We start from the raw sequence: 14,431 nt of genomic DNA, 5'->3' as shown, positions 1-14,431 counted from the left end.
TTCACGTCGCCGGACAGCGAGTGAGTGCCGAACGACCATGAGAACTCCGCGCCGGGTCACGTCGTGCCCGGCGGATGCAAGAGCCGCGCTCGGCTCATCCTCGACACGTCAGTGGCCGGCGCTCTCCCGTGCGCGGGGCTGGGCCACCCGGTGACAAGTACCCGCATGTGCGGGCGGATACCCGGGTGCCGCCGAGGTCAATCAGCTGTATCGGTGCGTCCGCGTTCGGGATTCCCGGGCCGAGCGCATGCGTCGTCCTGGGTGGGGGCCGGACGCAGGTGCACGACCTTCGTCTGGGTCATCTCGTCCAGCAACTCGGGTCCATAGCCGAAGCCGGACCCACTGGCCCGGCGCGGGTGCGCCGCTCCGCCGGGCGCCCCGCCGAATACCGCGTTGATCTTCACCGTGCCCACGGGCAGTTCCCGCCAGGCGCGCTGGGCGTTGGCCATCGACGGCGTGAGCACGGAGGCGGCGAGCCCGTAGTCGTCGGTCGCGGCCTCCACGATGCCCTGATCGAACGAATCCACCACCCGAACGGGTGCGACCGGGCCGAAGGTCTCTTCCCGCATGATCCGCATCGCCGGATCACACCGTGCCAGCACCGTGGCCGGATAGTGCGCACCGGCTCCGTCCGGCAGCACGCCGCCGGTCAGCAGTTCGGCGCCGTGGCCCACGGCGTCGCGCACGTGGGCGTGGACCTGATCTCGGTGGCGCCGGTCCACCAACGGCGCCGCCTTCCAGGACTCGGCCTCGGCCACCAGCGCCGCCAGAAAGGGCTCGGCGACGGCCCGATGCACGAAGATCCGTTCGACCGATACGCAGATCTGACCGGCGTTCGCGAACGCGCCGAGCGCCGCTTGCCCGGCGGCCCAGACGGGATCCACACCGGCGTCGATGATCAGCGCGTCGTTGCCGCCGTTCTCCAGCAGTGCCTTGACGCCCGTGGCCGCGGCGCTGCGTGCGATCGACCTTCCGGTAACCGTGCTGCCGACGTGCGCGATGACGTCCACATCGGAGCGTGCGGCGAGCAGGGCGCCGATCCTGCCATCGCCTTGCACCGTCTGCAGCACACCCTCCGGAAGACCACGGGCGAGCAGGGCGCCGAGCAGACCGCCGGTGTGCGGTGCCCGTTCGCTCGGCTTGTACACGACCGCGTTTCCCGTGACCAGCGCCGCGCCGAGCAGCCCGCAGGACACGGCCCCGGGGTCGTTCCACGGCGTCAGCGCGACGACCACACCACGCGGTTCCCACACCATGAGGTCGGTCGCGTCGAAACCGCCCTGGAGGCTTCGTCCTCGATGCAGCGGTCCCAGTTCGGCGTACTGCTCCAACGTCGCGGCGCCGGCCAGTACTCCTTCCCTGCCCTCGGACTGCGGACGTCCGGTTTCGGCGCAGTTGAGTCCGGCCAGTTCATCCGCTCGTTCGCGCAGCAGGGCGGCGCCGGCGCGCAGCGCGGCGGCCCGCTCGGCCGCCGGTGTCCGCGCCCAGCCCGGCTGAACCCGATTGGCTGCCGCCACCTTCTGCGCGACGTCCGCGGTGTCGGCCATGGGAACCGTGCCGACGGCGGCGCCGGTGGCCGGGTCGAAGATCTCGATCGTTCCGCTCGGCCGGAACTCAGGAGCGGACGGGACAGCGTTCGGTGCGCTCATACCGCCGCCATTGCCGCGCGCCCCCGGTTCAAACCCGTCGGGCCGCAACCGCATCGGCGCCGCCGAACCGTGCCACGACCACCGGCTCTGGATCGCGGCATGGCGCGTGACCAGGTTTGATCCGGGAATAATAGGCAAGAGCTACCGACATGGCCGCAAGGACCGAACGGCTCACGGTGCTGTTGTGGCACGTGCACGGTTCGTGGACGACGTCGTTCGTGCACGGGCCCCACCGTTACCTCGTGCCCGTGGTGGAAGGCGGCGGCCCGTGGGGGCGCGGCCGGTGCGGCCGCGACTGGCCGTCCGTGCGGGAGGTGCCCGCGGGCGCATTGCGCGACACGGAGCCGGACGTCGTCGTTCTCCAGCGCCCGGAGGAGATCGACCTCGCCGAACGATGGCTCGGTCGTCGCCCCGGCGCCGACATCCCGGCGATCTACGTCGAGCACAACACACCGCGCCCCAGCGCGGCCACCACTACCCATCCGCTGGCGGATCGCGCCGACATCCCGATCGTGCACGTCACCCATTTCAACGACTTGATGTGGGACAGCGGGCGCGCACCCACCCGGGTGGTGCCACACGGCATCGTCGACCCCGGCCCGCGCTACACCGGCGAACTGCCGCACGGCGTAGCACTGATCAACGAACCGGCGCGGCGCGGAAGGATCACGGGAAGTGATCTGTTGCCGGACTTCGCGATGGCGGGGCCGATCGATTTGTACGGCATCGGAGCCGCCGAATTCACGGCCGACCGGCCCACCGGACACCCCATTCGCGGAATCGGAGACTTCCCGCAGGCGGCGTTGCATCCGGAAATGGCGCGCAGACGGGTGTATCTGCACACCGCGCGCTGGACCTCGCTGGGACTGTCGCTCCTCGAAGCCATGCACCTGGCCATGCCGGTGGTAGCCCTGGCCACCACCGAGGCCGTCCTGGCCGTGCCGCCGGACGCGGGTGCCGTCTCCACCGATATCGCGGCGCTCACCGCGAAGTTCCGGGAATTCCTCCACGAACCCGACCTGGCGGCGCTCGCGGGCAAGTCGGGACGGCAGTTCGCGCTGGAGCACTACGGCCTCGACGTCTTCCTGCGCCGGTGGGATTCCCTGCTCGCCGAGGTCACCCAATGAAGGCAGGGTCCCGGAGAGGGAAGGCGGAATCATGAAGATCGCGATGGTGTCCGAACACGCCAGTCCGCTGGCCGCGCTGGGCGGTGTCGACGCCGGTGGTCAGAACGTCCACGTCGCCGAGCTGTCCGCGGCCCTGTGCAGGCAGGGGCACGAGGTGACCGTCTACACGCGCCGCGAAGAGGCGCGGGCGCCGCGCACGGTCACCGCCGAGCAGGGCTATCGCGTGGTCCATGTCCCGGCCGGGCCCGCCCGACCGTTGCCGAAGGACGAACTGCTCCCGTATATGGATGAATTCGGCGCATTTCTGCGACAGCAGTGGCACGACTGCCGCCCCGATGTGGCGCACGCGCACTTCTGGATGTCGGGCCTGGCCGCCCTCCAGGCCGCTCGGGCCTCGGGCATCCCGGTGGTCCAAACCTTTCACGCGCTGGGCGTGGTGAAACGCCGCCACCAAGGCGCCGACGACACCAGCCCGCCCGAACGCGTGCGCTTGGAACAACTGATCGCCGAACAGACCGACCGCATCATCGCCACCTGCACCGACGAGGTCTTCGAACTGGCCAGGATGGGCGTGCCCAGGTCCAAGACCTCCGTGATCCCCTGCGGCGTGGATCTCGAGCAGTTCACGCCCGACGGGGCGATCGCACCGAGGTCGGCCGAGCACCGGATGGTCAGCGTGGGCCGTTTGGTGCCGCGCAAGGGTTTCGACACCGCGATCACCGCGCTCGCCGGTCTGCCCAACACCGAGCTGGTGTTGGTCGGCGGCCCGGACGACGGCGACGTCGCCGACGATCCGGAAGGCAGGCGGCTGCTGGAGCTGGCCGACGGGCTCGGCGTGCGGGACCGGCTGCACATGCTGGGGCAGGTCCCGAGGACACGGATGGCGCCGCTGCTGAGATCGGCCGACGTCGCCGTGTGCACGCCGTGGTACGAACCGTTCGGCATCACCCCGCTGGAAGCGATGGCCTGCGGTGTTCCCGTGGTGGCCACCGCGGTCGGCGGCCTCATCGACACCGTCGTCGACGGCGTGACCGGCAGGCTGGTCCCACCGCACGCACCCGCGCAACTGATCGACGCCGTCGGGGATCTGCTGGCCGCGCCGGTGATCCGGCAGAGGTTCGGACACGCCGGACGTGATCGGGTCGAGGCGCGCTATTCGTGGGACCGCATCGCCATGGAGACCCTGCACGCCTACCGCAGGGTGATCACCCCGGCCGTGGGACTGCGGAACGGAAGCGGGCCCACGAAGGGCCGTGCCCTCGACCGCACCGGGAACGATGGGGTTCCCCCCGGGTCACCGTCGATGGGTCACGGTGCTCGTGCGAACGGTCACGGGTAGGCGGCGCAGTGTCCGGCCCCTGGGAACGCGCGCTGGTCACCGGCGGTTGCGGATTCGTCGGATCGCACCTGTGTGAGCGGTTGCTCGACGCGGGCACCGCCGTGGTCGCGCTCGACAACTTCGCCACATCCACCCCGGACAACGTCGCCCGGCTGCTGGACCGGCCCGGGTTCGACCTCGTACGGCACGACGTCACCGAACCGCTGCCCACGGCGGGCTCTTTCGACGTGGTCTTCCATCTCGCGTCGGCCGCGTCGCCTCCGGACTATCTCCGGCTTCCGATCGAGACGCTGCGAGCCGGTTCGCTCGGAACCGCGCACGCCATCGACGTGGCTCAGCGCCATGATGCCCGTTTCGTGCTCGCCTCGACGAGCGAGGTCTACGGCGACCCGGCAGTTCATCCGCAGACCGAGAATTACTGGGGTCATGTCAATCCTGTGGGTCCACGCAGCGTGTACGACGAGGCGAAGCGGTATGCCGAAGCATTGACCATGGCATTTCGCCGGGAACGAGGCGTGAATTCCGGAATTGCCCGAATTTTCAACACCTACGGTCCGTGTATGCGCACCGATGACGGTCGTATGGTGCCCACCTTCATCGCACAGGCATTGTCGGGGGCACCGCTGACCATCGCCGGAAACGGTGAGCAGACCCGCTCACTCTGTTATGTCGAGGACACGGTACGCGGACTGCTCGCGCTGGCGACCAGCGACCATCCGGGACCGATGAATATCGGCAATCCGCACGAAATCTCCGTGCGGTGCCTCGCAGCGGAAATTCGTTCGATGACCGGCAGCCGGTCCGTCGTGACATACGTCGACGAAGCGATCGACGACCCGAAACGACGGTGCCCCGATATCTCGCTGGCCCGGCGGGAATTGGGCTGGTGGCCGGTGGTCACCAGGGCGGAGGGACTACGCCGCACGATCGCCTGGTTCGCCGGGCACGCACCGGAGCCGAGGCAGCGGTCTCTGCGCTGATCGGAGCCGTGCGGCGCATCGGTTTAGTGGTGACTTCAGCGGGTAGCGCCAGACATATGTCAGCGGGTAGACCGTCAGGTCCCGCGCGTCTCGAACAGAAAGGCGGCCCGTGCGCATACTCGGAATCAACGCGGTGTTCCATGATCCCGCTGCGGCCCTGATCGTGGACGGCGAAATAGTCGCGGCGGCCGAGGAAGAGCGGTTCACCCGCCGCAAGCACGGCAAGCGGCCGGTGCCGTTTTCCGCGTGGGAGTTACCCGAGCAAGCGGCCGCATGGTGCCTGGAACGAGCGGGATTGCGCCCCGAGGACCTCGACGCGGTGGGTTATTCCTACGACCCACGCCTGGTCGATCATTCGCTCGACGGCCTCGATCGGAAAAGTGAAAATATCAGAACTGATTACGCTTTCCGCGCGCCCGCTTTTCTCACCGCCGCGCTGCCCGGCCTCGACCCGTCGATCGTGCGCTTCGTACGGCATCATCTGGCGCATGCCGCGTCCACGGCACTGGCGGCCCCGTCGGGTGATTCGGCGGTCCTGGTGGCCGACGGCCGCGGCGAAAGCCAGTCCTATCTGGCCGGGGAATATCGGGACGGCAAGTTCGTGGAACTGGCGGCACAGCGGCTGCCGCACTCGCTCGGGCTGATGTACGAGGATCTCACCGCACATCTCGGATTCACCCGGTCGAGCGACGAATACAAGGTGATGGCGCTCGCCTCGTACGGCACGCCCCGGTTCCTCAACCGGTTCCGGGAACTCGTGTACTGCACCGGCGATGGCGGCTTCCGCACCGAACCCGTGGACTGGGCGGCCTTCGCACCCACGGTGAACGGTGGCGAGCTGGGCCCGGAGCATGCCGATCTCGCCGCGAGCGTCCAGCGCCGGCTCGAGGACGTACTGCTGGAGTTGACCTCCTGGCTGCACCGCCAGACCGGCCAGCAGAACCTCACGCTGGCCGGTGGCATCGCGCTGAACTGCGTGGCCAACACCCGGCTGCACGCCGAAGGCCCCTACGACCGGATCTGGGTGCAGCCGGCCTCGGGCGACGCGGGCACCGCATTGGGCGCTGCGCTGCAATTGGCGGCCGAATTCGGCGATCGGGTCACACCGATGCGGGGAGCCGCTCTCGGGCGCGAATGGAGCGACGCGCAGCTGGAGACAGTTCTGCGCACGGCCAAGGTCCGCTACACGAAATCCGCGGACATCGCGGCCGAGGTGGCCCGAGCGCTCGCCGAAGACCAGGTGGTGGCCTGGTTCCAGGGCCGGGCCGAATTCGGCCCGCGCGCACTCGGGCATCGCTCGCTGCTGGCCCACCCCGGTCGGTCGGCGAATCTCGAGCGCCTCAACGATGTGAAAGGGCGGGAGCAGTTCCGGCCGCTCGCGCCGATGGTGCTGGCCGAGCGGGCATCCGAGATCTTCGGACGCGGACCGCTGCCGAGCCCCTACATGCTGTTCGTCCACGACGTCGCGCCGCAGTGGCGGGCGCTGATTCCCGCCGTGACCCACGTGGACGGTACCGCGCGCGTGCAGACCGTCGATCCCGCGGACAACCCCGTCCTGGCGCGGATGTTGTCGGAGTTCGACCGGCGCACCGGGTTGCCCGTGGTGGTCAACACCAGCTTGAACACCGCGGGCAGGCCGATGGTCGATTCACCCCGCGACGCCCTCGAATGCTTCGGTTCCGCGCCGATCGATCTGCTCGCCCTCGGCCCGTTCGTGGTTCGCCGCTCATGAACGGCCACACCGTGGACTACAGCATCGTCATTCCGACCACCGGCCGGGAAAGTCTTCGCACGCTGCTCGAGTCGCTGGAGGCCGCGACGGGTCCCAAGCCACGGGAGATCATCGTGGTCGACGACCGTCCCCGCGGCGGGGACCTGCCACTGCCCGAGACCGTGCCCGCCGTTCAGGTCATCCGCTCGGGTGGCCGCGGACCCGCCGCGGCGCGGAATGCGGGATGGCAAGCCGCCACGGGCGTCTGGATCGCCTTCCTCGACGACGACGTGCTCACTCCACCGGATTGGCGTGCCCGGCTGGAAGACGACTTGCGGGACCTCGACGAGAACACGGCGGCGTCCACGGCCCGGATCGAGGTTCCACTGCCGCAGCACCGCAAGCCGACCGACGCGGAACGGGGAATCGCCCGGCTGGCCACCGCCCGGTGGATCACCGCGGACATGGCCTACCGCCGGTCCGCGCTGGTCGCGGTCGGCGGATTCGACGAACGGTTTCCGCGGGCGTTTCGCGAGGATGCCGACTTGGCGCTGCGGGTCTGCCTGGCGGGGTACGCCATCGCGGCCGGACGACGCGGCACACGCCACCCGCTCCGCGCGTCGGGGCCCATGGCGAGTGTGCGAGCACAACGCGGGAACGCCGACAACGCTTTGCTGCGGCGGAAGTACGGCGCTCGGTGGCGGCAACGCATCGGCGAGGACAAAGGTCTGCTCCCCCGCCACGCGCTCACCACCGCGGCGGGCGCGATGGCCGCGGCGCTCGGCCTGACCGGCCGCCTGCGTCCAGCCCTGGCCTTCGCCGCGCTTTGGATGGCCTCGACCGGCGAATTCGCCGCGCGCCGAATCGCGCCGGGGCCGCGCACGCCCGCCGAGATCGGCCGGATGACGGTGAGTAGCGCGCTGATCCCACCCGCCGCGTGCTGGCATCGGCTGCGCGGCGAGCTGCGCCACCGGAACGCCACCCACGCCTCGCCGCTGGCGTTGCTGTTCGACCGCGACGACACCCTCATCGTCGATGTCCCCTATCTCGCCGACCCCACCAAGGTCCAGCCGGTGCCCGGGGCCGTCGACGCGCTCGGAAAGGTCCGTGCGGCCGGTGTCCAACTGGGCATCGTGAGCAACCAATCCGGCGTAGCGCGCGGATTGATCAGCCGTCGACAGCTCGCCGCGGTGAATTCCCGGGTCGAGGAGTTGCTCGGACCGTTCGCCACGTGGCAGGTATGCGTGCACGGCGAACGCGACGGCTGCGGGTGCCGCAAACCCGAGCCGGGCCTGATCCGGCGAGCCGCGGCAGAACTCGGCGTCGACGTCGGCAGGTGCGTGGTCATCGGCGACACCGGCGCCGACGTCGCCGCCGCCCAGTCCGCGGGCGCCCGCGCGATCCTGGTGCCGACGGCGCGCACCCTTCCCGACGAGGTGCGCCGCGCCCGCCGCGAAGCGACTGTGGCGCGGGACCTGCCCGAAGCCGTACGGCTGGCGATGGCGGGCGTGCCATGACAAGCCGGGCGCTGGTGGCACGCATGGACAATTTCGGCGATGTGCTGCTGGCGGGGCCGTGCGTGCGGGCGGTGGCAGCGCACGTCGATTCGGTGACGCTGTTGTCCGGACCGCGTGGCCGGGCGGCCGCCGACCTGTTGCCGGGCGTGGACCAGGTGATGACCTGGTGCGCGCCGTGGATCGACCTGGAGCCCCCCGCGGTCGCCGCGGCCGGCATCGACGCGTTCCTCGATCGGATCCGCGCACTCGACCTGGATCTGGCGTTGATCCTCACGTCCTTTCACCAGTCGCCGCTGCCGCTGGCGCTGTTGCTCAGGATGGCCGGCGTCCCCTGGATCGGCGCCATCTCCGAGGACTACCCCGGGTCGCTGCTGGATCTGCGCCATCGCGTCGACGGTGATCCGCCCGAAGCCGAACGCGCGCTGTCGCTCGCCGAGGCTGCCGGATTCCGGCTACCGTCCGGGGACGACGGGAAACTCGCGGTCCGCCAGCCGTTGCCGAAGGTCGGTGCGCTCACCGGCGAACCGGGCTATGTGGTGGTGCATCCGGCCGCGTCGGTACCCGCGCGACAGCCCTCCTCGTCCCGTTCGGCGGCCATCGTCGCCGCGCTGACCGGCGCCGGGCACCGCGTGGTGGTCACCGGCGCACCCGACGACCGGCCGCTCACCGGCGCCGTCGCCGGCAGGCACGCCGTCGACCTCGGCGGCGCCACCACCCTGCCCGAACTCGCCGCCGTGCTGCGCGACGCGAGCGTCGTGGTCGCGCCGAACACCGGGCCCGCGCACCTCGCGGCGGCCGTCGGCACACCCGTGGTCTCGCTCTTCGCACCGGTCGTGCCCGCCGCGCGGTGGGCGCCCTACGGCGTGCCGGTGGCCATGCTCGGTGACCAAGACGCGCCCTGCCGCGGGAGCAGGGCCAGGGAGTGCCCGGTCGTGGGACACCCGTGCCTCGACTCGATCATCCCGGAGCAGGTCGTCACGGTGGCGGAAGAACTCGGCGCGGGCAGGCGTGCACGTCTGCGGACAGGAGGTGTGCGGTGATCGAGGAGCATTTCGCGGCTTTGCACCTAGCGCTGGAACGCACCAGGTGCTTCGCACCGAGTATCCGCAAATGGGGTCGGGACCTGGCGATCGTCCTCGACAACGGTGGCAGATTGCTCACCTGCGGCAACGGGGGCAGCGCGGCAGAAGCGCAACACTTGACGGGGGAATTGCTCGGCCGATTCCGCAACGACCGCCGTCCGCTGTCGGCGATCGCCCTGCACGCCGACACCTCGGCGGGCACCGCGATCTTGAACGACTACGGCGGAACCGAGGTGTTCGCACGTCAGGTCCGCGCGCACGGCAGACCCGATGACGTCCTCATCCTGCTGTCCACCAGCGGCAGCAGCCAGAACGTGGTGGCCGCGGCGAAAGCGGCGCACGACATCGGCGTGACCACCTGGGCCATGACCGGCCCCGCGCCCAACCCGCTCGCGGCACTGTGCGACGACGCGGTGGCCGTGGAGGCGCCCAGCACCGCCACCGTGCAGGAAGTGCATCTGGTCCTGGTGCACGCCCTGTGCACGGCGCTCGACGACGCACTGGGGGTACCGACGTGAAGCCGTTGGTCGTGGTCGGCGACAGCATGCTCGACGTCGATATCGAGGGCGCCGCGGACCGGTTGTCTCCGGAGGCGCCCGTTCCCGTGGTGGACGTGGAACACCGCTGGACGCGTCCGGGCGGCGCCGGTCTGGCCGCCGCGCTGGCCGCACGGTCGGTCGCCGAGGTCTCGTTGGTCACGGCGATCGCCGACGACCACGACGGCCGGGTCCTCACCCACCTGCTGGACCAGGACGTCCGGGTCGTGCCGATGCCGCTGCGCGGACAGACGGTGCGCAAGACCCGCGTCCGCGCCGCGGGCCAGTCGCTGTTGCGGCTGGACACCGGCGACGGCACGGCCGACGGCGGCTCGGTGAGCACGGCGGTCATCCGGGCACTGCGGGCGGCCGGCGCGATCCTCGTAGCGGATTACGGCCGGGGCGTCGCCGCACATCCGGAGATCCGGAGCTTGCTGACCGAACTGGCCCGGTCCGTGCCGGTGGTATGGGATCCGCATCCGCGCGGCCCGGCGCCGACGCCGGGCGCGTCGCTGGTCTCGCCGAATCTGAAGGAGGCGCGCCAGTTCGCGCCGGGTTACGTCGAACCGGACGAATTGGCGAAAGTGCTCCGCGACGAATGGGCCGCGGATTCCGTCGTGGTCACGACGGGGCCGAACGGGGCGGTGCTGGCCAATGGGAAGCGTCTGACCGTCGTGCCCGTACCCGCCGAGATACGGATCGCCGGCCACGTCGGTTCCGACACCTGCGGCGCGGGCGACCGATTCGCCTCCGCCGCGACCGCCGCGCTCTTCGACGGTTCCACGGTCGCCGACGCGGTCTCGCACGCGGTGCACGCGGCAGCGAGATTCGTCGCCGCGGGCGGGGCGGCCACGTTGTCCACGTGCGACGGCGCCGCTGTCGCGGTGGAGGACACGACGGAGGCCTGCGATGCGTTCGAGGTGGCGGCGCGGGTCAGAGCGCGCGGCGGCAGGCTCGTGGCCACCGGCGGCTGTTTCGATCTGCTGCACCCCGGGCACGTGAGCTTGCTGCGCCAGGCTCGCGCCATGGGCGACGCGCTGGTGGTCTGTCTCAATTCCGATGCGTCGGTGCGGCGTCTGAAGGGGCCGCGCCGTCCGATCGTCACCGCACGCGACCGTGCCCGCCTGCTGATCGCACTGTCGTCGGTGGACGCCGTGGTCGTGTTCGACGAATCCTCCCCGAGCGCGCTGCTGGAGCGCCTTCGCCCCGATGTCTGGGTCAAAGGCGGCGACTACGCCGGCGTCGACCTCCCGGAGGCCGCGGTCATTCGCGGGTACGGCGGCCAGATCGCGCTGATTCCCACTGTTCGCGGTTACTCGACAACCCAACTGGTGGCCGCCACCCAGGGCTGCGGCTGACCTCGGAACGTAAGGAGCACGATGCGAACCCTCGGCAATGTCCTGATCACCGGCGGCGCTTCCGGACTCGGCGCGGCGGTCACCGCCGCGGTCCGCGAGAACGGCGGGCGGCCCTTCGTGATCGACCGGGTGGAGCCCGAGACGCCCGTCGACTTCGTGCGGGCCGACCTGGCCGACACCGTCGCCGCCGAACAAGCCGTGCACGAGCTCGCCGAGCGTGCGGGCGGACGGATCGACGGCGTGTTCACCGCAGCCGGAACCGACGCGTGCGGCCCGTTGGACAAGGTGCCCGCGAAGAAGTGGGAATACGTGCTGCAGGTCAACCTGTTCGGTACCGCCGCCGTCATCCGTGCCGCCCTTCCGTTCCTGCGGGAAAGCAGGGGAACCGTGGTGACCTGTGCTTCCACCCTCGGCATCAAGGCGGTGGGTGACGCGACCGCCTATTGCGCGTCGAAGTTCGGCGTGGTCGGCTTCACCAGGGCGCTCGCCGCCGAAACAGCGGGCAGCGTCGGCGTGAGCTTGCTGATCCCGGGCGGCATGCACACCGCGTTCTTCGACGATCGCGACGAGCAGTACAAGCCGCCGCCGGACGCGAAACTCAACCAGCCCGAGAACGTCGCGGCCGCGGTGCTATTCGCGCTGCGCCAGCCACCGGGCTGCGAGGTCAGGGAAATGGTCGTGTGCGCGTCGGAAGAGGGATCGTGGCCTTGAGCGACACGATCCTCGTGTTGCGTGCGCTCGGGCTCGGTGACCTGCTGACCATCGTGCCCGCTTTGCGCGGGCTGCGAAACGCCTACCCGGACCACCACCTGGTGCTGGCCGCGCCGGAATCGCTGCGCGATCTGGCACATCTCATCGACGCGGTCGACGAACTGCTTCCGACCGCGGGCCTGGGTGCGCTGCGATGGCATACCGCGCCCCCGAGACTGGCGGTCAACCTGCACGGCAGCGGCCCGGAGAGCATCCGTGACCTGCTGGCGGCGCGTCCGGAAACACTTCTGACGCACCGCCATCCGGACTACCCCCAGCTGCCCGGCCCCGAGTGGCGCGACGACGTGCACGAGGTGGATCGCTGGTGCCGGCTGCTCGAATACGGCCGGATCGATGCCGATCGCACCGCGCTGCGGCTGCCCGCTCCGGCCACGCCCGCCGCCGAGTCGAACGTCGTCGTGATCCATCCCGGCGCGGCGCATCCGGCACGCCGCTGGCCCTCCGAACGATTCGCTCGGGTGGCGCGAGAACTCGGCGCCGAGGGCCACCGCGTGGTGATCACCGGCACGCGCGACGAGATCCGATTGGCGAACGCCGTCGCGCAGCAAGCCGGCCTGCCGCCCACCGCCGTGTACGCGGGGCGCACCGACCTGACCGAACTCGCCGCGCTGGTGGCCGGCGCGGCGCTCGTCGTCTGCGGCGACACCGGCGTGGGGCATCTGGCCACCGCTTTCGGCACGCCGTCGGTCCTGCTGTTCGGCCCCACGCCGCCGCAGCGATGGGGACCGCCCGCCGACGCGGAAGAGCACGTGACCCTGTGGGCGGGGTCCGTCGGCGACCCGCATGCCTGCCATCCGGATCGCGGGCTCCTCATGCTGCGCCCCGAGCAGGTGCTCACCGCCGCAGCCGGTCTGCTCGGGGCGAAGGTGCGCCATGGGTAGCCGCGTCGGTGTGGTCGGCGCCGGATACGTGGGGCTCACCAGTGCCGCTTGCCTCGCCCACCTGGGCCACCATGTGATCTGCCTCGACAACGACGAGGCCAAGGTAGCGGCTCTGCGCGCGGGTACGGTCGCGATCGTCGAACCCGGGCTGCCGGAGCTGGTGCACGAAGGGCTCGCGGAGAACCGGCTGGTCTTCACGTCGGACCCGGGAGCGCTGCACGAATGCGAGGTGGTCCTGTTGTGCCTTCCCACCCCCATGGGTGCCGGCGGCACGGCGGACCTCGGCGTGATCGAGGACGCGCTCGCGACGTTGTCCACGGTGCTATCGCCGGATTGTGTGCTGGTCACCAAGTCCACCGTCCCGGTGGGGACGGCTGCGCGGATCCCCGCGTCCGGTCTCGCGAGCAGCGCGGTCGTCAGTAATCCCGAATTCCTCCGGGAGGGACACGCGGTCGAGGACTTCCTGCATCCCGACCGTGTTCTCGTCGGAGCGGCCGAGCACGATCAGGAGTCGGCCGAGCGGGTCGCGGCGTTGTACGCGGGGACGGGCGCGCCGGTCCTGCGTTCGGACTCGGCCAGCACGGAACTCGCCAAGTACGCCAGCAATGCCTTTCTCGCGATGAAGCTCTCGTTCGTGAACACACTGGCCGAACTGTGCGAACGGGTCGGCGCCGACATCACGAAGGTCACCGCCGCGATGGGCATGGACGACCGGATCGGTCCGGCCTTCCTCGCTCCGGGCCCCGGCTGGGGCGGCTCGTGCCTGCCCAAGGACACGCGCGCGCTCCTGCGAGCCGCGGAGGCATTTGGAGTGGACTTCGCGCTGGTCCGAGATACTTTGCGGGCGAACGAGCATCAACAGGCGATGGTGCTGCGCAAGATCCGCCGCGCGGTGACCGGCGCGGTCGACGGCTCCCTGGCGGGGACCCGGATCGGCGTGCTCGGCCTCGCGTTCAAAGCCGGGACCGGCGACCTGCGCGACTCCCCCGCCGTCGCGGTCGCCCGGCAACTCTCCCGGCACCACGCCACGGTCACCGCGTACGATCCGTGCGTCCCGGCGGGCACGCCCGATCTCCACGGCATCCGGGTGGTGGACGACCCGTACCTGGTGGCGAAGGACGCCGGCGCGCTCGTGATCCTCACCGAGTGGCCCGAATTCCGTTCGCTCGACTGGACGAAGCTCGCGACCGACGTCGACCGAGCCGTGATCGTCGATACCCGCAACCTGCTCGACGAGCATCTGCTTCGCGGCACCGGCTTCATCGTGCTGGGCAACGGCACCGCATCGGCTTCCGAGAACGGGCGGGTCTGACGGCGCTTCGATTCGTCCCCGAAATCCCTTTCGATGTGGGTCTTTCGACCGACTGGGCCACCACCGCGCCCTCTGAAAAAATCGATTACACCGACTACGGCCGTGAAGCGCGTTCTCCCCCTTTCCGGCGGCAACCGCGCACGCGCGGTGACGAATCGCCGAGATGCC

General features: G+C 70.4%; 12 protein-coding genes. 11 read left to right on the top strand and 1 reads right to left on the bottom strand.

From position 1 onward, the window contains the following. Positions 1-197: 197 nt before the first annotated feature. On the bottom strand, positions 198-1,649 hold the full coding sequence (locus tag NNI01S_RS21775) for an aldehyde dehydrogenase family protein (RefSeq protein ID WP_084489135.1): 1,452 nt from the start codon (positions 1,647-1,649) through the stop codon (positions 198-200). A gap of 149 nt (positions 1,650-1,798) precedes the next feature. Between NNI01S_RS21775 and NNI01S_RS21770 the strand changes: the two genes are divergently transcribed. The 11 genes from NNI01S_RS21770 (at position 1,799) to NNI01S_RS21720 (ending at position 14,263) form a co-directional block, all read left to right on the top strand. Then, complete coding sequence (locus NNI01S_RS21770) at positions 1,799-2,776, top strand: glycosyltransferase (RefSeq protein ID WP_063021976.1); 978 nt, start codon at positions 1,799-1,801, stop codon at positions 2,774-2,776. A 31-nt stretch (positions 2,777-2,807) separates the two neighbouring features. Continuing rightward, positions 2,808-4,115, top strand: coding sequence for a glycosyltransferase (locus NNI01S_RS21765; protein WP_084489133.1), 1,308 nt, complete (start codon positions 2,808-2,810; stop codon positions 4,113-4,115). Positions 4,116-4,123: 8 nt separating this feature from the next. Beyond that, entirely contained in the window at positions 4,124-5,095 is a 972-nt protein-coding gene (locus tag NNI01S_RS21760) for an NAD-dependent epimerase/dehydratase family protein (RefSeq protein WP_063021975.1), read from the top strand. Between the two features lie 109 nt (positions 5,096-5,204). Next, complete coding sequence (locus NNI01S_RS21755) at positions 5,205-6,827, top strand: carbamoyltransferase family protein (RefSeq protein WP_063021974.1); 1,623 nt, start codon at positions 5,205-5,207, stop codon at positions 6,825-6,827. Continuing rightward, a complete protein-coding gene (locus tag NNI01S_RS21750; protein ID WP_063021973.1) occupies positions 6,824-8,323 on the top strand; it encodes an HAD-IIIA family hydrolase in 1,500 nt (499 codons plus the stop codon). The genes NNI01S_RS21755 and NNI01S_RS21750 overlap by 4 nt, the downstream gene beginning before the upstream one ends. Further along, on the top strand, positions 8,320-9,363 hold the full coding sequence (locus tag NNI01S_RS21745) for a glycosyltransferase family 9 protein (RefSeq protein ID WP_063021972.1): 1,044 nt from the start codon (positions 8,320-8,322) through the stop codon (positions 9,361-9,363). Before NNI01S_RS21750 ends, NNI01S_RS21745 begins: the two co-directional genes overlap by 4 nt. Further along, positions 9,360-9,923 (top strand): D-sedoheptulose-7-phosphate isomerase, encoded by a 564-nt coding sequence (locus tag NNI01S_RS21740; protein ID WP_063021971.1) that lies wholly within the window; start codon positions 9,360-9,362, stop codon positions 9,921-9,923. The genes NNI01S_RS21745 and NNI01S_RS21740 overlap by 4 nt, the downstream gene beginning before the upstream one ends. Continuing rightward, positions 9,920-11,299, top strand: a complete 1,380-nt coding sequence (gene rfaE2, locus NNI01S_RS21735) for a D-glycero-beta-D-manno-heptose 1-phosphate adenylyltransferase (RefSeq protein WP_063021970.1) — start codon at positions 9,920-9,922, stop codon at positions 11,297-11,299. Before NNI01S_RS21740 ends, rfaE2 begins: the two co-directional genes overlap by 4 nt. Before the next feature lie 21 nt (positions 11,300-11,320). Beyond that, positions 11,321-12,010, top strand: a complete 690-nt coding sequence (locus NNI01S_RS21730) for an SDR family oxidoreductase (protein ID WP_063021969.1) — start codon at positions 11,321-11,323, stop codon at positions 12,008-12,010. Then, a complete protein-coding gene (locus NNI01S_RS21725) occupies positions 12,001-12,951 on the top strand; it encodes a glycosyltransferase family 9 protein (protein ID WP_063021968.1) in 951 nt (316 codons plus the stop codon). Before NNI01S_RS21730 ends, NNI01S_RS21725 begins: the two co-directional genes overlap by 10 nt. Then, a complete protein-coding gene (locus NNI01S_RS21720) occupies positions 12,944-14,263 on the top strand; it encodes a UDP-glucose dehydrogenase family protein (RefSeq protein ID WP_063021967.1) in 1,320 nt (439 codons plus the stop codon). Before NNI01S_RS21725 ends, NNI01S_RS21720 begins: the two co-directional genes overlap by 8 nt. The last annotated feature ends 168 nt before the right edge of the window (positions 14,264-14,431 follow it).

Source organism: Nocardia niwae NBRC 108934 = DSM 45340 (genome assembly GCF_001613465.1).
Taxonomy (GTDB): domain Bacteria; phylum Actinomycetota; class Actinomycetes; order Mycobacteriales; family Mycobacteriaceae; genus Nocardia; species Nocardia niwae.
This window is presented reverse-complemented; position numbering and strand designations above follow the sequence as displayed.

What these genes read in the sequence shown, in the direction of transcription:
- NNI01S_RS21770 (WP_063021976.1), top strand. Translation starts at nt 1,799, where the DNA reads ATGGCCGCAAGGACCGAACGGCTCACGGTGCTGTTGTGGCACGTGCAC.
- NNI01S_RS21765 (WP_084489133.1), top strand. Translation starts at nt 2,808, where the DNA reads ATGAAGATCGCGATGGTGTCCGAACACGCCAGTCCGCTGGCCGCGCTG.
- NNI01S_RS21730 (WP_063021969.1), top strand. Translation starts at nt 11,321, where the DNA reads ATGCGAACCCTCGGCAATGTCCTGATCACCGGCGGCGCTTCCGGACTC.
- NNI01S_RS21745 (WP_063021972.1), top strand. Translation starts at nt 8,320, where the DNA reads ATGACAAGCCGGGCGCTGGTGGCACGCATGGACAATTTCGGCGATGTG.
- NNI01S_RS21720 (WP_063021967.1), top strand. Translation starts at nt 12,944, where the DNA reads ATGGGTAGCCGCGTCGGTGTGGTCGGCGCCGGATACGTGGGGCTCACC.
- NNI01S_RS21775 (WP_084489135.1), bottom strand. Translation starts at nt 1,649, where the DNA reads ATGAGCGCACCGAACGCTGTCCCGTCCGCTCCTGAGTTCCGGCCGAGC.
- NNI01S_RS21750 (WP_063021973.1), top strand. Translation starts at nt 6,824, where the DNA reads ATGAACGGCCACACCGTGGACTACAGCATCGTCATTCCGACCACCGGC.